At 40.2% G+C, this 19,966-nt stretch carries 17 protein-coding genes; 8 read left to right on the top strand and 9 right to left on the bottom strand.

Going from position 1 to position 19,966, the window contains the following annotated elements; genetic code table 11:
- The first annotated feature begins 14 nt into the window (after nucleotides 1-14).
- The 3 genes from LKO28_RS06640 to LKO28_RS06630 all read left to right on the top strand — a co-directional run bounded on the left by LKO28_RS06640 (nucleotide 15) and on the right by LKO28_RS06630 (nucleotide 6,629).
- Entirely contained in the window at nucleotides 15-1,949 is a 1,935-nt protein-coding gene (locus LKO28_RS06640; protein WP_227693915.1) for a fumarate reductase/succinate dehydrogenase flavoprotein subunit, read from the top strand.
- Between the two features lie 15 nt (nucleotides 1,950-1,964).
- Nucleotides 1,965-2,741: a succinate dehydrogenase/fumarate reductase iron-sulfur subunit gene (locus tag LKO28_RS06635; protein WP_227693914.1), complete on the top strand. Its 777-nt coding sequence runs from the start codon at nucleotides 1,965-1,967 to the stop codon at nucleotides 2,739-2,741.
- Nucleotides 2,742-2,867: 126 nt separating this feature from the next.
- Nucleotides 2,868-6,629 carry a sensor histidine kinase gene (locus tag LKO28_RS06630; protein WP_227693913.1) on the top strand — a complete coding sequence of 1,254 codons (3,762 nt, stop codon included), beginning with the start codon at nucleotides 2,868-2,870 and terminating at the stop codon, nucleotides 6,627-6,629.
- 16 nt (nucleotides 6,630-6,645) lie between these two features.
- Here the strand turns inward: LKO28_RS06630 and LKO28_RS06625 are convergent, their stop codons facing one another.
- The 3 genes from LKO28_RS06625 to LKO28_RS06615 all read right to left on the bottom strand — a co-directional run bounded on the left by LKO28_RS06625 (nucleotide 6,646) and on the right by LKO28_RS06615 (nucleotide 9,456).
- Complete coding sequence (locus LKO28_RS06625; protein WP_227693912.1) at nucleotides 6,646-7,599, bottom strand: hypothetical protein; 954 nt, start codon at nucleotides 7,597-7,599, stop codon at nucleotides 6,646-6,648.
- An 86-nt stretch (nucleotides 7,600-7,685) separates the two neighbouring features.
- Nucleotides 7,686-8,837 carry a GDP-mannose 4,6-dehydratase gene (gene gmd / locus LKO28_RS06620; RefSeq protein WP_227693911.1) on the bottom strand — a complete coding sequence of 384 codons (1,152 nt, stop codon included), beginning with the start codon at nucleotides 8,835-8,837 and terminating at the stop codon, nucleotides 7,686-7,688.
- Nucleotides 8,838-8,904: 67 nt separating this feature from the next.
- Nucleotides 8,905-9,456, bottom strand: coding sequence for a hypothetical protein (locus LKO28_RS06615; RefSeq protein ID WP_227693910.1), 552 nt, complete (start codon nucleotides 9,454-9,456; stop codon nucleotides 8,905-8,907).
- A 410-nt stretch (nucleotides 9,457-9,866) separates the two neighbouring features.
- On the opposite strand from LKO28_RS06615, the gene LKO28_RS06610 reads away from it, so the two are divergent.
- Together LKO28_RS06610 and LKO28_RS06605 are read left to right on the top strand one after the other, a co-directional pair.
- A complete protein-coding gene (locus tag LKO28_RS06610) occupies nucleotides 9,867-10,754 on the top strand; it encodes a lysylphosphatidylglycerol synthase transmembrane domain-containing protein (protein WP_227693909.1) in 888 nt (295 codons plus the stop codon).
- A 5-nt stretch (nucleotides 10,755-10,759) separates the two neighbouring features.
- Nucleotides 10,760-11,470 (top strand): SDR family NAD(P)-dependent oxidoreductase, encoded by a 711-nt coding sequence (locus LKO28_RS06605; protein ID WP_227693908.1) that lies wholly within the window; start codon nucleotides 10,760-10,762, stop codon nucleotides 11,468-11,470.
- Here LKO28_RS06605 and LKO28_RS06600 read toward each other — a convergent pair whose 3' ends face one another.
- Nucleotides 11,471-12,823 carry an alpha/beta hydrolase family protein gene (locus LKO28_RS06600; protein ID WP_227693907.1) on the bottom strand — a complete coding sequence of 451 codons (1,353 nt, stop codon included), beginning with the start codon at nucleotides 12,821-12,823 and terminating at the stop codon, nucleotides 11,471-11,473. It lies immediately after the preceding gene.
- An 80-nt stretch (nucleotides 12,824-12,903) separates the two neighbouring features.
- Between LKO28_RS06600 and LKO28_RS06595 the strand changes: the two genes are divergently transcribed.
- A complete protein-coding gene (locus LKO28_RS06595; RefSeq protein ID WP_227693906.1) occupies nucleotides 12,904-13,644 on the top strand; it encodes a lysophospholipid acyltransferase family protein in 741 nt (246 codons plus the stop codon).
- Nucleotide 13,645: 1 nt separating this feature from the next.
- On the opposite strand, the gene LKO28_RS06590 is transcribed toward LKO28_RS06595, so the two are convergent.
- Both LKO28_RS06590 and LKO28_RS06585 read right to left on the bottom strand, forming a co-directional pair.
- The gene (locus LKO28_RS06590; protein WP_227693905.1) at nucleotides 13,646-14,779 is read right to left on the bottom strand and encodes a glycosyltransferase family 2 protein; all 1,134 of its coding nucleotides are present in this window, start codon (nucleotides 14,777-14,779) and stop codon (nucleotides 13,646-13,648) included.
- The gene (locus LKO28_RS06585) at nucleotides 14,763-15,737 is read right to left on the bottom strand and encodes a lysylphosphatidylglycerol synthase domain-containing protein (protein ID WP_227693904.1); all 975 of its coding nucleotides are present in this window, start codon (nucleotides 15,735-15,737) and stop codon (nucleotides 14,763-14,765) included. The genes LKO28_RS06590 and LKO28_RS06585 overlap by 17 nt, the downstream gene beginning before the upstream one ends.
- A 92-nt stretch (nucleotides 15,738-15,829) precedes the next feature.
- Here LKO28_RS06585 and ruvC point away from each other — a divergent pair, with 92 nt between their 5' ends.
- Nucleotides 15,830-16,393, top strand: coding sequence for a crossover junction endodeoxyribonuclease RuvC (gene ruvC / locus LKO28_RS06580; RefSeq protein ID WP_227693903.1), 564 nt, complete (start codon nucleotides 15,830-15,832; stop codon nucleotides 16,391-16,393).
- 3 nt (nucleotides 16,394-16,396) lie between these two features.
- On the opposite strand, the gene LKO28_RS06575 is transcribed toward ruvC, so the two are convergent.
- Nucleotides 16,397-17,440 (bottom strand): hypothetical protein, encoded by a 1,044-nt coding sequence (locus LKO28_RS06575; protein ID WP_227693947.1) that lies wholly within the window; start codon nucleotides 17,438-17,440, stop codon nucleotides 16,397-16,399.
- Nucleotides 17,441-17,593: 153 nt separating this feature from the next.
- On the opposite strand from LKO28_RS06575, the gene LKO28_RS06570 reads away from it, so the two are divergent.
- Nucleotides 17,594-18,064: an Lrp/AsnC ligand binding domain-containing protein gene (locus LKO28_RS06570; RefSeq protein ID WP_227693902.1), complete on the top strand. Its 471-nt coding sequence runs from the start codon at nucleotides 17,594-17,596 to the stop codon at nucleotides 18,062-18,064.
- Here LKO28_RS06570 and LKO28_RS06565 read toward each other — a convergent pair.
- Entirely contained in the window at nucleotides 18,059-19,126 is a 1,068-nt protein-coding gene (locus tag LKO28_RS06565) for a M20 family metallo-hydrolase (RefSeq protein WP_227693901.1), read from the bottom strand. The genes LKO28_RS06570 and LKO28_RS06565 overlap by 6 nt on opposite strands.
- Nucleotides 19,119-19,919: a pyrroline-5-carboxylate reductase gene (proC, locus tag LKO28_RS06560; protein WP_227693900.1), complete on the bottom strand. Its 801-nt coding sequence runs from the start codon at nucleotides 19,917-19,919 to the stop codon at nucleotides 19,119-19,121. Before proC ends, LKO28_RS06565 begins: the two co-directional genes overlap by 8 nt.
- Nucleotides 19,920-19,966 lie beyond the last annotated feature (47 nt).

The following is a 19,966-nucleotide window of genomic DNA, read 5'->3' as shown; positions in this document are numbered from 1 at the left end:
AATTATTTAAAAACATGTTAGATTCGAAAGTACCTGTAGGCGCTTTAGCCGAAAAATGGTCAAAACATAAATTCAATATGAAGCTGGTCAACCCAGCCAACAAACGTAAATTCACGATCATCGTCGTAGGTACGGGTTTGGCAGGCGCATCAGCTGCAGCTTCTTTAGCAGAGCTTGGTTACAATGTTAAAACGTTTTGCTATCAGGATTCTCCTCGTAGAGCACACTCTATTGCTGCTCAGGGGGGGATAAATGCTGCTAAAAATTATCAAAATGATGGTGACTCTGTTTTCCGTTTATTCTACGATACCATTAAAGGGGGAGACTACCGTGCACGTGAGGCGAACGTTTATCGTCTAGCGGAGGTTTCCGTTAATATTATCGACCAGTGTGTGGCACAAGGCGTTCCTTTTGCTCGTGAATATGGTGGTCTGTTGGACAACCGCTCTTTTGGGGGAGCACAGGTTTCCCGTACATTCTATGCCCGCGGACAAACTGGACAGCAATTGTTATTAGGTGCTTATTCTGCTTTGAACCGTCAAATCAGAAAAGGAAAAGTGACTTCTTATACACGACATGAGATGTTAGATTTGGTTAAAATCGACGGACATGCGCGGGGTATCATTACGCGTGACATGGTTACGGGCAAAATAGAAGCTCACGAGGGACATGCGGTATTATTGTGTACTGGTGGATATGGAAACGTATTCTTCCTTTCTACAAATGCAATGGGTTGTAACGTAACGGCTGCATGGAGAGCTCACAAACGTGGTGCTTTCTTTGCCAATCCTTGTTATACACAGATCCACCCAACTTGTATTCCCGTAACAGGTGACCATCAATCCAAGCTGACTTTAATGTCAGAATCCCTTCGTAACGATGGTCGAGTTTGGGTTCCAAAAACAAAAGAACTTTCTGAAAGACTACGTCAGGGACAATTAAAGCCCATAGATATTAAAGAAGAAGATCGGGATTATTTCTTGGAAAGAAAATATCCTTCCTTCGGTAACTTGGTGCCTCGTGATGTGGCTTCACGTAATGCGAAGGAAATGGTTGACGACGGTCGCGGTGTTGGTAAATCTGGAGTAGCAGTATTCTTAGATTTCGCCGACGCTATCAAACGTTTGGGAAAAGACACGGTGGAAGCTAAATACGGCAACTTATTCGATATGTATTACCAAATTACCGACGAAAACCCGTATGAGCAACCTATGCGTATTTATCCGGCAGTACACTATACTATGGGTGGCGTCTGGGTAGATTATAATTTGATGACTACTGTACCAGGTCTGTATGCTTTAGGTGAGTGTAACTTTTCGGATCACGGTGCAAACCGCCTAGGAGCTTCTGCACTTATGCAGGGCTTATCGGACGGGTACTTCGTGATTCCTTACACCGTGGGTGATTACTTAGCTAACTTGGGAAGTTTTGCGCCAGTGGACAAGAATCATCCTGCTTTCGAACAAACTCGACAAGAAGTACAGCATAACGTTGACACGCTGCTAAGCTTGAAAGGATCGAAGACTGTCGATGATATACATAAGAAATTGGGAAATATCATGTGGGAATACTGTGGTATGGCCCGTACAGCAGAAGGCTTAACAAAAGCGAAAGGCTTAATTCAGGAATTAAAAAGAGAGTTCTGGTCTGACGTAAAAGTGTTGGGTGAGAATGAAGAGATGAATATGTCTTTAGAAAAAGCCGGACGCGTAGCAGACTTCCTCGAATTGGGAGAATTAATGGTCGATGACGCTTTAAACCGTGCGGAATCCTGTGGAGGACATTTCCGTTTAGAGTCACAAACAGAAGAAGGAGAAGCGAAGCGCGACGACGAAAACTTTGCGTATGTATCTGCATGGGAGTACCAAGGCGATAATCAGCCAGAAGTTTTACACAAAGAAGAGTTAGTTTTCGAAAACGTTAAATTAACACAAAGAAGTTATAAATAGCAGGGAGATATTATCATGGCACAACATATGAATTTAACGCTGAAAGTTTGGCGTCAGAAAAATGATAAAACCAAAGGTAAATTTGTTACTATCCAAGCGAAGGACATCGCAGATGATATGTCTTTCTTAGAAATGCTGGATGTGGTAAACGAAGACCTTACGCGCGAGGGTGAAGACCCGATATATTTTGATCATGATTGCCGTGAAGGTATTTGTGGTATGTGCTCGTTAGTTATTAACGGCCGTCCTCATGGACCAAAGTATGGCATTACTACCTGTCAACTACACATGCGTTCTTTCCATGATGGGCAAACCATTGTTATCGAACCTTGGCGAGCTGCCGCGTTTCCAGTCTTAAAAGATTTAGCGGTAGATCGTACAGCGTTTGACCGCATTCAACAAGCTGGTGGATATGTAAATGTAAATACTGGAGGTGTTCCAGACGCTAACGCCATTCCTATCCCTAAACGTATCGCTGACGAAGCGTTTGAGTCTGCTACATGTATCGGTTGTGGTGCTTGTGTAGCTGCGTGTAAAAATGCATCGGCTATGTTATTTGTATCGGCTAAAATTTCCCAATTTGCCTTGCTACCACAAGGACAAACCGAACGTTACGAACGAGCGCAAGCTATGATTGATCAAATGGATGCAGAGGGTTTCGGTAACTGTACAAATACAGGTGCGTGTGAAGCGGAATGTCCGAAGGGTATCAAATTGTCTAATATATCTCGCATGAATCGCGAATATTTTGGAGCAAAATTCTTCCGGGAAGAGGATGTCCACACACATTAATAGGCATTTTCTTTAGATAAGAAAACAAGACATCCCCGTTATGCGTACATAACGGGGATTTTTTTACTATTGGTATTCGTGAATGCCAAGCATTTTATTTAGGTTTACATCCATCGTACGAAAAAAATGGAGATGCTTACAAAGATTCGTTTTTTGCTCTTGGTATTAACGCTATCCCTGATGGGCACAGCCCTCACCATCCATTTCACCATTATGGATGAAGATATGCTTGACCTGGATGAAAAAAAGCTTACTCGGAAAATCCATTGGTATGAGGACAAAATAGACGAAATATGGCAAGACAGCCTCGTTCTCAAGACTTTTCAACACGCGGATAAGTATCCATTACAACTGACCAGCCTAACCACTAAAATTGCAAAAGAATTCATCTATTTTTATGTATATAATGACAATCAAATCGTTCATTGGTCTACGAATATATACGTTCCTTTTAGTGATGTTGGTCTACGCCGGCCTACCTCTATTATCCAAACGGAAAACCGTTCATTTTTAACAAAAAAGAAAGAACTAGCGAATGGGATTTCCGTACTCGCTTTAGTACCTATTAAACGAAATTTCACTAATACTAATCAATTTTTACGTAATAATTTTCTTTCTACCATTGGAGTGAACAACCTCGAAATCGCACGCTATGACGATAATAAAAACATACGGAATATCTATAGCAAAGATGGCAGTTATCTCTTTTCGGTCAAATTAATAGAAGGAAAGAAAGACAATTTATACATCAACTTACAATTCTTTTGTTGGGTTGCGGGCCTGGTGTGTCTAATTATACTCATAAATAGTATCGCTGTATATTTCGCTAGAAAAGGTAAAACATGGTTAGGAATTATCCTGTTTGCAAGTGTTTTGATAGCCGTTCGATTTTTAGACCTAAAGTCTAGCTGGTTGTTCATTCATTCCAATCTGGAATTATTTGACCCCAAACATTACGCTTATAACCGGTTTTTTCCTAATATTTGGTCATTCTTAGTGAACACCTCGGCCATGTTTTGGTTCATGTGCTTCATTATGTCTATCCGGAAGTACATCCAGATTCCTGCATTTTTATCCGATCGAAAATACGCGATTATGCTTTCCATCATGGGTATTTTTTCGGTTTATCTGTTCGGACATCTTATCTATTATTTTCTGGGAACACTCGTTACCCACTCCCCACTATATGAAAATGATTTCACAAAGATCCTCAACCTTGGCTCCTATGGGTGGCTGTGTCTTTTTTTATTCTGCATTAATGTACTCACCTTAGTTCTGTATATCGATCGGATTGTACAAATGGTGCGGAAACTACTAGATAACATTACAATCATACTGAATATAGAATTATTCTGCCTCGCTGTTTCTCTTATATTAACGGCTCTAATTGGCTTCAATATCTTTTTCAGCATTCTATTTGGCGCGTTGGTATTTCTCCGTACATATAAAGTTTATCATTTCTCATCGCCATATCAACTTTCCACCTTTATCTTAACGGTATTGTTATTCTCCGTGATTTCTGTTATTTCCTACAATCACTATAATGAAATCAAAAAAATAGACAGAATGGAGCAGTCGATCGCTCACCTATTAGCAGAAGATGACGTAAATGCGATTTCACTCTTTATAGATTTGGAAAAGAATATTGTTCAGGATTATCGCCTGAGCAAACTCTTTAGCATGCGCGATAGCGTTGGAGATATCCCTTATATCACCGACTATATCAGAACACGATATATGAGTGGCTACCTATCTAGATTCGAATTTCAAGCGTTTTATTACGATAACGAAGGTCTCCCTTTGGAAAACTATCTGGTCGACAAACCTGCTGAATATCGAGAGAACGTAATTAAAAGTGCGATCAAAATTCCCTTCACGTCCAACTTCTACCGCTTACGCAGCGAACTGGGCACGCACGAATATTTCACGCATTTCCCCATTCCTTACGAAAACGATCCGGAAAAGTTTCACCACATCTATCTGAATATAAAAAATCTCTCTTATAGCACCTCTCTTCCCTATCCGGAGATTTTGGCAGATAATAATACCACCAACTGGCAGACCGATTCTTTTAAAGATAATTCCTACGCATTATATAAAGGGAACAACCTGGTGACACAGTATGGATCTTATAGTTATATGGAAAATGATCTTGGCATTCCTAATAAACTGGGTGAATTTATTCCGTTAGCCGTCAATGATCATCACCATCACCTCGCCTACAAACCAGATCAGTATACGACTATAATCTTCAGTATGCCTAAAGCTTCTCTTTGGGAACATCTCGCGTTGGCGTCCATCATCTTTATCATTTTCCTAATCTTTTTCGGCTTATTTAACCTCACTAATTATCTGGTAAAGACTTTTTTCAGTATATCTTTCAGATGGAACCGTATCCAATATCACTTCCGTATGTTGCTTAATAACGTTCAGTACAGTACGCGTATTCAAGCATTGGTGAGCATTTCGGTATTATTAGGAACGTTAATATCTGGAGCCGTAGCCTTTATCAGTTTAAATCGGCAGTTAGAAGAAACCACAACAAATAACCGTTTAAAAGAGATCGCAGAAATTACTAAAAAGATTGAAAACTACGTGGCGGGCACACAAGATCAGGAGGGATTTAAGGAAAAAATTGTGGAAATGCTGAAAGAGATGGCACCTTCTACCATGACGAATTTCAATTTATACGATCGATCAGGCAAACTCCTGTATTCTTCACAACAACGTATTTTCGACCTTAAGCTTATGTCTGAGTTTATGAATCCTACCGCTTTGAATAAGTTGTCCGTGTTGCGTAGCTCAGAGGCTTATGAACGAGAACGCATTTCCCACTTTTGGTTCTCCTCGGTATATTCCGCCATCAAATACGAAGACTACACCACAGCTGCTTTTTTAAATATCCCCTATTATACGACAGAAAAAGATGCTGCGGACAACAAGAATTTGTTGCTAAACACCATTTTAAACATTTACACATTTATTATCATCTTGTTTGGCTTTATAGCCGTAACCTTGTCTCGAAAAATAACGAAACCATTGGATATTGTACGCATGAAACTAGCAGAGACGCAATTATCCAGTAAGATTAATGAACCGCTTTATTGGGATCGAAATGATGAAATTGGTATGCTCATCAAGGAATATAACCACATGCTGATTAAATTAGAGGAAAGTGCTCGGCAATTACGGGATGTGGAACGGGAAACAGCTTGGCGAGAAATGGCAAAACAGGTAGCACATGAAATCAAAAATCCGCTTACCCCTATGAAACTGGGTATACAACAATTGATTCGGTCCTATCAAGAAAATGATAGTCGTTTTGAAGAGCGCTTTAAACGGATATCCACCTCGATTATAGAACAAGTTGATTTGCTTTCTACCATTGCAACTGAATTTTCTGCTTTTGCCAAGTTACCGGAAACAAGTTTAGTGAAAATTGATCTGATTGAGAAGATCCGAAAGGCTATTAACTTATTTAACAACACGAGCAATACGACCATTCATCTGATGAACGAAACATCCGATAAATCGGTATATGTGCAGGGCGACCGCGACCAATTTTTGCGCACGTTCAATAACTTATTTAAAAATGCTATTGAAGCAAGCATAGGCCGAAAAAAGATTAAAATTCAAGTTATTTTACGGTACGGTGGGGGGAATACGATAGAAATTCTGATTCAGGATAACGGATATGGTATTCCCGAGGATGTTATCCCTAAAATATTTAAACCCAATTTCACAACAAAGAGCTCAGGTACCGGACTGGGGCTCGCATTTGTTAAACAGACCGTAACTGGGATAGGTGGTTCTATTGACTTCAAGACCCAACCTAATATCGGAACGACCTTTATCATAAAATTACCGATCGATCGAAAGGAAAGTTAACGTAGAGGTGTTGTACCTATTTCAACACCACACTGGCCCGTCCCATGATAGCGTTATCATTATACAATAAAACAGTATACGCTCCCTTTTGGAACTTATCATGAGACCATAAGAACTGATATTCTTCTCCATTATTCGTGAAGTTAATCGATTCCTTAAACGTATATTGTAATTTTTCACCGTGAACATAAAACATATTGTTTGCGTCACCGAATAGATTACCTAATGGATCAATAACTCGGACGAATATTTCTTTACTTCCCTTTGGGGCAAGATTATTATCTGCTACAGAAAATAGAACTTGTAATTGGTCCACTCTACGGACCCGGGACTCTGTTTCAATTTTCCCTTTTTTGGAAATCGAAATTCCATTCACTTGTATGTTAGAAACTTTTAACGCGGAAGCAACCTGCACTTTACCTTTTAAAGTTGTATTCTCATTGGAGAGAACCGTTACTTTTTTGCTTGTCGTGGTAACTCGGCTAGTCAGTGTCTGGTTTTCCTTTTGAAGAAGTTCATTTCTAACCTTTAATTCGTTAAGCGCTATCCGTAACGCAGATACGTCTCCCTTTAAACGGGCTACCTCTCTCGTAGCAACGAGCATGTCTTCTTCCGAAACGCTTTGGTTTTCAAGTCTCGTTCGCAAGCCACTAATAACCTGTCTTGATCTCATTTCCGAAACGCGCATCGCCGAGTCGACACCTACCTCCTTTTGCGCGACTAGATTATCTAATTCAGCCTCGATACGATCAATCTCGATCTGTAAATCTTGTTTTTGGATAGCCATCGTGTAGAGCTTCTCTCCCGATGACTTAAATTTAACATAAAAATAAACGTTAGTGGCAAGTAAGGCCGCAATCGCTATTATAAAGAAATAAATTTTCGAATTACTTTTCTTTGACGAATCTTCCGGACTTTTGGCGGTTGCTTCACTTGCTCCAACTTTCTCCATATCTTGTTGTCTGTACATCCTCTTTTTCACATAAAATACCGCAAATCATTGCCCCTTAGTAACTTCACAAAAACTATTCCAATTCCAATCAAATTAAGTAGATTTTATTCGTAATAATTTAGTATCTCGAAACCTCCTTTTGCTAAATACTCTTCTCTCCTCATAAGCTTCAAATCACTGTATACCATATCTTTAACCAGCATCGGCAAGGTATATTTCGGATACCAACCGAGTTTATGATTTGCTTTTGAAGCGTCACCAACCAACAAATCGACCTCTGTAGGCCGAAAATATTGAGGATCTACTTTTACTACTGTCTGTCCCAGCTTTATATTTTCTATCGGTATATTTAATCGGTTTAATACTTCTTCGTCAAAATCGATAATCACCCCTTTCTCCTGTTCAGCTTTACCGCTAAATGCTATCTCGATCCCCACTTCAGCAAAAGCCATTCGTACAAAGTCTCTAACCGTGGTGGTAACTCCCGTGGCAATAACGTAATCTTCCGGTTCCTCTTGTTGCAAAATGAGCCACATGGCCTCTACATAGTCTTTCGCATGACCCCAATCCCGTTGAGCAGACAAATTCCCTAGAAACAGTTTATCTTGTAAACCCAATGCAATTTTTGCCACGGCCCGTGTTATTTTACGGGTGACAAAAGTTTCTCCACGAACGGGACTTTCATGATTGAATAATATACCATTGCAGGCATACATGCTGTAGGCTTCTCGGTAGTTGACGGTAATCCAATAGCCGTATAATTTTGCTACGGCATACGGACTTCGCGGATAAAATGGCGTTTTTTCGCTTTGAGGAACTTCTTGTACTAAACCGTATAATTCTGAGGTTGATGCTTGATATATTCTCGTCTTTTGCACTAAACCTAATAGGCGCACCGCATCCAAGATACGAAGCGTTCCAATTCCATCTGCATTAGCGGTGTATTCGGGCGTATCAAAACTTACCTTAACGTGAGATTGCGCAGCTAAGTTATAAATTTCGTTGGGTTGTACTTCTTGAATGATCCGAATCAGATTACTCGAATCTGTCAAATCGCCGTAGTGTAATACAAAATTGCGTGGTTTAGAATGTGGATCTTGATAAAGATGATCAATGCGGTCGGTATTAAACAAAGAGGAACGTCTTTTCAAACCGTGGACGATATAGCCCTTTTTTAATAAAAACTCAGCGAGGTACGCGCCGTCCTGGCCTGTAATACCGGTAATTAGGGCTACTTTGGGGGGATTTGTATCCATATCTTCGTGAAAATAACGCCGTGGGTTAAATAGTAAAATTATTCCCCACGCGTTATCATATTACTGCTTAGTCTTGTACGCGGGAAAAATTTAACACAAGATTACCTGTTCCATTATCCAAAGGAATAGGCATACGCATAACTAATGACTGCCCGTCGGAATACGACAGGTCTAGGCGATAACCCGACGTTACATTTCGGGCTTTCTCTCCCGAATATAATTTCTTAAACTGAAACTGGGGATGCAAATTGTCATTTGGAATATCGTATATAGACCAAATGATATTGCGACTAGCTCCGTCCGCACATAATGTGCCCGCAGCATTGAAACGAATATTTCCTTGGTAATTGCCTCCCGGAAGCGTCCATACGCTACCGATAAAACAATCTACAGGGGCTTCGTCAAAAATATTCTTTATGGTGTAGGCCGCAGGTATATCTTCCCGATCTACCGAATTTAACACCCACTTACCTTTGAGTCCGTTTCTCCACTCCCGAGCAGAGGGACCATCGTTATTTAACGAGCCACCGCTTACCGAAGATTTCCTTTGAGCACCGCAAGACACCAATAATAGGGCTAAGGTAAAAATGGTACATAGAGATAAGATATGTTTTCGCATAATGTAAAAATTAGTTTTCTGAATTGAGTATATTCGCAAATATAAAAATATAACTTTGCATTAAATGGGTTCATCCAAAAATCATACCATAAGCAAAATTGTAGCAAAAGCCATTTTACGGATTACGATCATCCTTATTGTATTCCCGATAATTGTATATTTCACCAATCCCGAGCTGATGTCTCAACAGATTTTTTTCCCAAATCGCTGGGCATTTATTTTCCCTATTTTACTGCTGTTAATATTTACGATACTCTTAATCCCGGTTTTAAGAGAAAAATATGGGAGAATGGAATATAATTGGCTTTTCTCGTTAACAGGTATCTTTGTATGTTTGTATCTTATGCTATTCTATACACGCATTTTATCGATTGGGTGAGGTGATTAAGAGAAACAAATTGTGGACATATGTGAAAAATACCTTTAAAATTGTCATTACGGCAACGGCGATTTATTGGGTTTCACAGAAAATATCTTTCACCGAACTTAAGATCGCACTCCAAGAATGTAATCCATTATATCTTGTGCTCGCCTTATTAAGCTATGCTTTGTCGCAACTGATCGCATCATCTCGGCTAAATAGTTTTTTAAAAGTGATTGGATTGGATATCAGTGAGCGTTATAATTTAAGGCTTTATCAAGTCGGTTTGCTCTATAATTTTTTTCTACCAGGGGGGATTGGCGGAGATGGCTATAAAATATATTTTTTAAAAAAGAATTATGCGGTGCAAGGAAGAAAGGTATTAACCGCTGTATTCTTTGATCGGTTAAGTGGGTTATGGGCATTATCCGTAATCACCGGGTGTCTGATTATGTTTATGCCGCGACTTGCTATACCGCATACTGTCACTATTAGTGTACTGGTGGTAGGTACAGCCACTTACCTCTATTTTTTACAACTTTTTTTCAAAGAATTCTTATCGAAATTCGTGGTTACGCATATTAAAGCCCTGGCTGTTCAAAGTTTTCAGACTTTGAGCGCTATTGCGATCCTTTATGCGCTGGGTTTTACGGGAAAATTCTCCCCCTACCTTTTGATCTTTTTAGTCTCATCGTTGGTCGCCATTGTACCTTCGATACTGGGCGGCGCTGGCTTACGGGAATCACTCATGGCTTTTGGAGCCACCTATTTTCAACTTGACCCGCATCTTGCGGTACTGATCAGTTTGCTTTTCTATATTATTTCACTACTGGTCGCTAGTTCAGGTATTTATTATATTATAAGACCCCAACGTTTGGGAACCAATAAATTGCCTTCGGTAGAAGAAGTAGAAAATGTGTTAGAAAAAGAAGAATAAATATTATGGCAAACATCATTATTACGGGAGCAAGTAGTGGGATCGGGTTTGAAGCAGTTTTGGATTTTACGGCAAAAAAAGAGAACAAAGTCATCGCATTAGCGCGATCGGCAGACAAATTACGTAAACTTTTCGAAATCTCTTCTTCACTCAATCCCGAGGGGGGCGAACTTTATCCAGCGCAGTTTGACGTGATATACGACAACTATCCCGAGGCTTTAGTTCCTTTTATCCAATCAAAGTTTGATACGGTAGATATACTGATCAATAACGCCGGGATATTAATTAATAAACCGTTTCTGGAAACTTCCCTTGAGGAGTTTGCACAAGTATTACAAACCAACCTACTCGGACATGTTAACATGATTAAACATGTTGTACCATTTATGAAAAATGGAGGCCACATCGTTAATATAGGAAGCATGGGTGGTTTTCAAGGCTCATCAAAATTCGCAGGTCTGTCGGCCTATTCCAGCAGTAAAGGAGCCTTAGCTACCTTGACGGAATGTCTTGCGGAAGAGTTTAAAGAGAAAGGAATTAAGGTGAACTGTTTAGCATTAGGCTCGGCACAAACGGAGATGTTTGAAGCTGCATTCCCCGGTGTAGAAGCGGGAACACTTGCTTTTGAAATGGGGCGTTATATAGCTGATTTTGCACAAAATGGTCACAAATATTATAATGGTAAAATATTGCCCGTTGCAAATACAACTCCGTAATTAAATCTCTTTTATCCACTGTGCCAAATCCGATAGCACCTGCTCATTAAACGTTTCTTCGATATCAATGTATTCCGAAACGGCACCTGTTTCGGCTTTTTGAAATAGATGATTCAATCCGTCGTATGCTTTTAGAAAATTCTTCTCATTTCTCGGCAGATGATCAGTCAAGCTCTCTAAATTAGACGCGAAAGGTACCTGCACGTCTTTTGTTCCAAAGGCGGCAAACACCGGAACATCGATTCTTTTGATAAACGGAACGGGATCTATGCGCATAAAATAACGATAGGCCGGTAATACCATCATTTTTATTTCGTTTTTTTGATTATCGGAAAGATCAGGTAATGGCGACGACATGTTTTCCAAAATCTGTCGGTACGCATGCTCATCCCCTAAATCACTTTTTACCGTAGCAAAATTTCGACGATTTACTTCTTTCGCTTGCTGAAGCTCTTCAGCAGACATCCCCATAACTTTCCCAATTTCATAGGCCTGCAACACCATCAACGAATCAATAGGTATGGCGGGTGCTCCCAAAAGCCCTATAAAACCAACATCGGCGGAAGATTCTCCCGCAATCAGTTCTGCAATAAGCGCTCCCTCACTATGCCCAATAATTCCCACTCGCGTCGGGTCTACTCTTTCTAGTGTTTGTATAAATCCTACCGCGGCAATGACGTCACGACTGAAATCACCTATTGTGCTTTTTGGATAATTTCCGGTCGATGCACCGACACCACGTTCGTCATACCGCAACACGACAATACCTTGCTTTGTTAGATAATCGGCTATCACCTTAAAAGGTTTATGTCCCATAATCGTCTCGTCTCTATCCTGCGGCCCACTCCCACTAACCAAGACAACAGCCGGTAGCTTGTCGCCTTCACGGGGCGTTGTTATAGTCCCCGCCAGCTTAACATTATCGTATTCACTGGAAAACGTAATATCTAATGTGTCATAACTATACGGTGGCTCGGGCAGTTGTGGTCTCCGCCGTTTTGCTGGCGTTTTCTCCGCTTTCGATAGACGCATTGGAAATGTCATACCGTTTTGGGACACAACGCCTTCAATAAGTTCATTTGTTAACAACTTACCGTTATAGGTTAAACCAATCGAAGCAATAGCGATCGATATAGAGTCCTGCTCGATGTGGATTGCACTAACAGGAAGTTTGGCGTTTCCTTGCGCCGGGCTCTCCATCGTTCCTTTCCATGTCAAGGTGTTCTCCAAATGGAAAACAAGCGGTAGCGCAACACCCTGTACTTTTAGTTCCCCTTTCCAAGTTCCCCCAAATTTTTGACCATATCCCAAACAGGATTGAAGCAATACTATTAAAAAAATATAATATTTCATATGATGAGTCTTCTCCAAAACCAATGCCAACCTTCGTCTAAACTCATTCAATAATAGTATATTCGCAAAATTTTAGTCCGATGAGAAGAGCACTTGGTTATATACTTACACCCCTATTTTATATCTGCTTTGCTGTGTCATTGCTAATCTTTCATCCTATACAATGGATTTGTTTTAAACTTGGCGGATATGCGGCTCATAAAAAAAGTGTAGACCTTTTAAACGGCCTATTAGTTGCCTGCAACTATGTGCTCTTTAACCGTACACGATTCGTAGATAACAAAAGTATTCCGACGGGAAGACCAATTATTTTTGTTGCGAATCACCAAAGTACCTTTGATATTCCTCCCATGATTTATTTTTTGAGACGGTTCCATGGAAAATTTATTTCCAAAATTGAACTCGCTAAGGCAGGAATCCCAAGTATATCTTACAATCTAATACATGGTGGTGCTGCAAACATAGACCGTAACGATCCTAAACAATCGATTTCGGAAATTTTAAAACTGGCCAATAACATGAAAGCAAAAAATTGGTCAGCCTTTATTTTTCCGGAAGGAACCCGTACGAAAACAGGGAAAATAAAGCCTTTTTCCGTAGGGGGAATAGCCACGATCTTAAAAAAGAATCCTGACGCACTCGTAGTTCCAATTGCTATTAGGGGATCTTATTTGATGGTAAAATACGGTAGTTTTCCTTTACGTCCATTCACTCCCATGAGTTGGGAGGTATTACAACCGATAGATACCACCGGAATGAATACAGAAGAAATCGTGAAAAAAGCGGAAGCTATTATTAGAGCAAAGGTAGAAGATCGGTAAACTAATTAACCTTTCTTCCTTTCCAATCGTATTTCCCTACGTTACCTGCTACCCCTATGTACACGAGATAAATCGCATGTATAATAGACAGGGGCAATAAGTTGATCAGCAACGCACGCCGATTTATCAGATGGCAAAGTGGGTATATGAAGAATAGTTCAGCCAGAAATTTCATCGCCAAAGCTGCTAAAAATAACACGTTGATGTTGGGTAAGTTGGCGATAAACTGTACCAAGCCAGCTATTAACGATAAATTGAACAACCAAATACTTACGCCTAACATTACGACCCGTTTGTCTCTATATTTCGTACTTTTAGACGCCCAACGTCTCCGTTGGTTAATAAATGCAGAAAGTGTTGCTTTCGCGTCGGTATATACGATGGCATCCTTCGACTTACAGAATTTTATTTTTTCCGGCTTTTTTTCCGCAACCTTATGCAAAAAAAGTTCATCGTCGCCAGAAGCAAGATTATCTATACCATTAAATCCCCCCATTTCGTAAAATAAGTTTCGTCGGTAAGCGAGATTTGCGCCATTACAAGTCGTAGGATTTTTGTTTCCTATACCAGCAGCGCCTAACCCGATAAGATATAAGAATTCTAAAGTCTGTAATCGTTCAAAATAACCTTTCTCCTCATTGTATGCTACCGGTGATGAAACCATATCAGCGCTTGTTTGTTCGAACAAACTGACAACGGTACGTAGCCACCTTCCTCCCATACGGCAGTCTGCGTCGGTGGTAACAATTATCTCACCAGTAGCTTGAGCTATACCCCGAGTAATCGCCAACTTTTTATAGGAATTTAGCTTGTCTCCCTCGTTTAATGAAAGCAAGGTAACACCGCGCGAAGCATAAGTAGCAACAATAGCCGCTGTATTATCGGTAGAATGGTCATCCACCACAATGATTTGCAAAAGTTCTTTGGGAAAATCTTGCTGGATAATACAATCTAGCGTACGAGCGATATTCTCTTCTTCGTTGCGGGCCGCAATTAGTACGGAAACGGAAGTACGGATAGGACGATCGCCCCCTTTAAAATAAGAAATACGAAACCATCCGCGCAACATATAAAGCACTAAAACAACGTATACTCCCGTCATGATGACGAGAAATAGATCAAGACCTGTCGCCATCCACATAATTCACATTTAAAACGAATACGGAGCCTATAATAGCGGGTAAGATAAGGTTAACAAACCAAATGCAGGAAACGATCGCCATAACGGCAATTTCCTGTGAGGTGATATAACCATAGAGATTGCTGGCTACAAAACTACGTACACTAAAATCAAAAATATCGAGCGACGGAACCGCTGATTGAATAAAAAATAAAATAAAAATCATTAAAATCATCGAAACAAACGGCAGCTCTGGCAGAAAAACTAACATCAATAAAACATACTGCGAGGTGAAAATCACAAAGCGTAGTAACGATAAAAGAATGACGTGCAAAAGCTCACGCGGTGTAAAGTCTTCTAAAATGGAAAAAAAAGGCTTAATTTTTCGTAAAAATCGAAATTTGCCGACTAAATAGTCTACCCATTGGACATTAAAATAAAGTATGACAAACGCCAATGCATAAATAGTAGCCAGTACCCATACGCCAAATTCCACACTAGCGGGTGTGGGAAGATAAGTAGCGATAAACCAGGCGATGCTCAAGGAGCCGAACACACTGGTGAGGACAAGCTGAGCAAAAAGACCAACCCCCATTGCAATCGCCCCCCGGGCTCGGTTGCGCGGCTTTAGCAGTAGAATACGTCCTCCATATTCGCCGATTCTATTGGGAGTAAATATGGCCCAAGTAAGGCCACAAAAAACTGATTTTATAGCCTTCCACCAACTGATAGCCTCGATTCTTTTACTCAGGTATTTCCATTTAACAATCTCGATCGCCCAATTCATCAACATCATTATCACAACCAGAACAAGTGTCCCGCGAACAGTCCACCGATCAATGTTTTGTAATAAGGTTTTAAACTCGTGGAGGTTTTGTTGGTTGTTAATCTTAGAAATGATGAACCATGTTGCCAATCCAACGATGGCTAACTTAATTCCTAAGTTGAGATATTTCTTTTGTTGTTTCGTCAATTATGCAAATAAAAGCACAATGTTACTAATTTTTCATTAGAATAATTATGTATGAAAGGAAGATTAAGATCGCAAAATCGTAATATTGTAACATGCAAAGAGAGAAGGCTAAGGAACGGGTTATTTTGGGGATAGACCCAGGAACAACCGTAATGGGTTATGGATTAATCAAACAGGTTGGACAGAAGCTATCACTTTTAAGCCTCGGCGTTGTTAAAATGACGCATTTAGATGACCACGGACTAAAGCTTCAGCGTATTTTTAAAAAAACCATGTCTCTTATACAGGAATATCAACCTGATTGCGTGGCACTGGAAGCACCTTTCTACGGCAAAAACATTCAAGTTATGTTGAAGCTGGGAAGAGCTCAAGGTGTAGCTATGGCGGCGGCATTAAGTGTCGATATACCTATTTTTGAGTATGCCCCCCGTAAAATAAAACAATCTGTTACTGGAAATGGCAACGCGAGTAAAGAACAGGTGGCGGAGATGCTAAAAACGATTTTACAGTTTAACGAAACTCCGGAATTTTTAGATGCTACAGATGGTTTAGCTGTCGCGGTATGTCACGCATTCCAACAAAATAGTAGTGTGACAACCAAAAGCTATTCCGGATGGGAGGCTTTTGTAAAAGACAACCAACGTCGACTACGCTAAACCCTAAAGTTTCACTTGGCGGATAACATTCTTCACATTTAGCTCGACAATATCTGTCATCGACTTGCAATCGAGATAAGCCTCATTATTATAAAATACACGATAGCCTTCTCGTAGTCTGCTGATATTTTCAGGAGTTGACAATGTCTGCAATTTCGACGCGTCTCGCAAATCTTTGATGCGATGGCGTTCACTACGGACGCGATGTACAATAGACGAACGCTCTTCCTGCTGATACTGCAACACCGTTTTTTCAGTTAAGTGCTCCATCGCTAGTTTTACATATGGTAGATTTTCCTTGAAATATTGTGGCATATAAACTTTTGGATTCCCTTCGTAAAATTGTTGGTCGAAATCGATCGCCCGGATACGGAATTGAAAATCATCAAAATCCGGTGTAATCTGCATAACATAATTGTACGCCCGCATATCTCCCAATAACGAGATAATACAACGTTCGTTAAATTTCACGAATTCTTTCGCGATACGGGTCTGGTTATATTCAGCATTATATATTCCACCTTTACTAAACACATCGCCTGGAATACCAACAATATGTTCTTCTACCAACGTCTCTCGATCAACCAAATAGTTCACTTGGTTTGGGGAAAGAATTTCTTCTAATTCCAAGCCATATATTCGCGAAGCGTCGGCCTGTTTAATGTAAAAATAGTCGTATACGTCGTTTAACCGGTTGATGATACGAATTCGAAAGGGTTTGGTATTTCCAAAAGCACAATATTCAACTCTATCAATAATCTTATGTTCTACAATACGGGTATTGCCTGACGCTTTAAGTTTAGCGTATACCACGCGCAACGACTCATACAATTGATCTTGTATATGAGGAGGATACAAAGGGGTTTCCCAAAATGTATCGTTTCCATATTTATCCATCACCGGTACTGTCTCCACAAAATTTAACAGTTCCTTATATGTCAAAGGGAGTTTAGCATCTCTTTGATACATCCGTAGATATTTGCTGAGCCCCGGACCTACTGGATAGATCGGCTTTTTGTGCGATATAGTGACGTCCTCGATTTCCATGACCATTTTTTTGAAAAATACGAAATTCTAAATAAAAACACCTATATAAAATATTTACAATAAACTCTATGCTTTTTATGAATTATAAAATTTTTTAAAAAAAATACTTAGTATTTTTACAAAAAATTTAAAAAAGCAAAAACGCGTTTTTTTATGGATAAAAAGTATTCAAATTACGATCTAGACAACTTGGACATACAAATTTTGTCTATTTTAATGGATGACGCATCAATTCCATACACCGAAATAGCCAAAAAACTGATTGTTTCGGGGGGAACCATACACGTTCGAATGAAAAAAATGGAAGAACTCGGAATAATCAACGGTTCTCAATTAATTATTAATCCTCAAAAAGTGGGTTTTGACATTACCGCTTTCTTAGGAATTTACTTAGAGAAAGGATCTCAATACTCGGATGCCGTAAAACAGCTACAAGATATAAAAGAAGTTGTGGAACTTCATTATTGTACCGGCCAATACAGTATGTTTGCGAAAATAGTATGTCGGGATACCGCGCACTTGCGTAAAGTACTAAATGAGGATATTCAATCCATGACAGGAATCCAACGTACAGAGACAATCATCTCCTTAGAAGAAAGCATAAAAAGACAGATAACTTTATAGGACTTTTTGGAGTAAATTTATATAAAATACAATACCCTGTTCAATTTCATTCAAAAAAATAAATTCATTCGCGGAATGTGATCTTGCCGAATCTCCCGGTCCTGCTTTTATTGAGGGAATTGTCAAGAGCGCTTGATCACTCATCGTCGGACTACCGAATGTCTGGGCACCTAGCTCCAATCCAGATAGAACGATGGGGTGATCCACCGCAATGGTAGAAGGATTAAGTCTAGTGGAACGCGGATTCACCTCAACGGAGACGTGCTGACGGATAATATCCAAAACTTCCTGATTATTATAAACATCTGTGGTACGCACATCAACGACGAACGTGCAAGAGGCCGGAACAACATTATGCTGTGTACCTGCGTTGATAACTGTTACAGACATTTTCACGGGACCTAGAAAAGAGGAAACTTTCGGGAACTGAAAGGTACGAAACCAATTAATAGCTTCCATCGCTTTATAGATAGCATTGTCTCCCTCTTCCCGTGCGGCATGTCCGGCAAGCCCTACCGCTTCGCAATCAAGTACCATTAGCCCTTTTTCAGCGACGGCCATATTTAATAGCGTAGGCTCTCCCACAATAGCGAAATCCATCATACCGATATGTCTCATCGCTTCTTCAATACCATTTTTCCCCGAGATTTCTTCCTCTGCAGAGGCTAATAAACAGAGGTTATAACGTAAATCTTGCCTATCGTAGTAATATAAGAACGTTGCTATTAACGAAACCAAACACCCTCCCGCATCGTTACTTCCGAGCCCGTATAACTTCCCTTCCTCTATGATAGGTGTAAACGGATCCTTCGTGTACCCTGGGTTGGGCTTTACCGTATCATGATGAGAATTTAATAGTATGCACGGTTTTGTCTCATTTTTGTATTTGTTATAGGCCCAGACATTATTACCTATACGTTCATACGCCACTCCCCTTTCATTGAAAAAACGACATAACAAGTCTGCCGTGTCGTTTTCTTCTTTACTAAAAGAGGGTAACGCTATCATCTCTTTCAATAGTGCCGTCGCTTCTTCTATCAAATAAGCGATCTCCTTATTCATTATACAATCCCCCTGCCTTCTCTGCGGACAACTTTATCCCCTTTATAAACGCCGAACTAAATCCGTTATGTTCCATTTCGTTTAATCCAGCAATTGTACACCCTTTTGGAGAGGTCACCTTATCAATTTCGCCTTCAGGGTGATTTTGGGTCTGTAATAATAAGTCTGCAGCACCCTTAGCGGTTTGTACAGCCATTTTTAGAGCGTCATGTGCATGAAAACCTATTTCAACACCGCCCTGTGAGGCTGCCCGAATAGCTCTGAGAAAAAAAGCAATACCACACGCGCATAGTGCGGTAGCAGACGTCATCAAGTCTTCTTGAATCACCACGACCGATCCTACTGACTCGAACAGTCGTTGCACCCGGTCTGTTACAGTATCGGACGCATTATCTGCTGCTATACAAGTCATCGACTGCCCTATAGCAATAGCTGTGTTCGGCATGGCACGGACGACTACTTTATCGTCACCCAATACTTGTTTAATATCAGCACAATTTACCCCCGAAATAACCGAAACTAAAATTTGTTGGGTGTGCAATGTATCTTTAATATCTTCTAAAACTCTACGAAGTTGCTGTGGTAAAATCGCTAACACCACTATTTCCGCCTCCATGACGGCTTGGGTATTGTCATCACTAACCTGAAACCCCAGAGCAGCCTCCTCTTGGAGGTTAACGAGACTTCTGCGGGTGAGCGTGATATCTTCGGATATGTATTGTCCAGACTTTACAAGTCCTTTAGCAAGAGAAAGCCCAATGTTTCCACTCCCTATTATTGTTATTTTGCTCATATTTCAGCCGTAAAAATTATTTAATGGTGGTGCAGTTAACCTGTCTA

Origin of the sequence: Sphingobacterium sp. FBM7-1 (assembly GCF_020687765.1) — a bacterium.
In the GTDB taxonomy this organism is placed as follows: domain Bacteria; phylum Bacteroidota; class Bacteroidia; order Sphingobacteriales; family Sphingobacteriaceae; genus Sphingobacterium.
The sequence above is the reverse complement of the archived record's forward strand: the minus strand, read 5'-3'. Positions and strand labels throughout refer to the sequence as shown.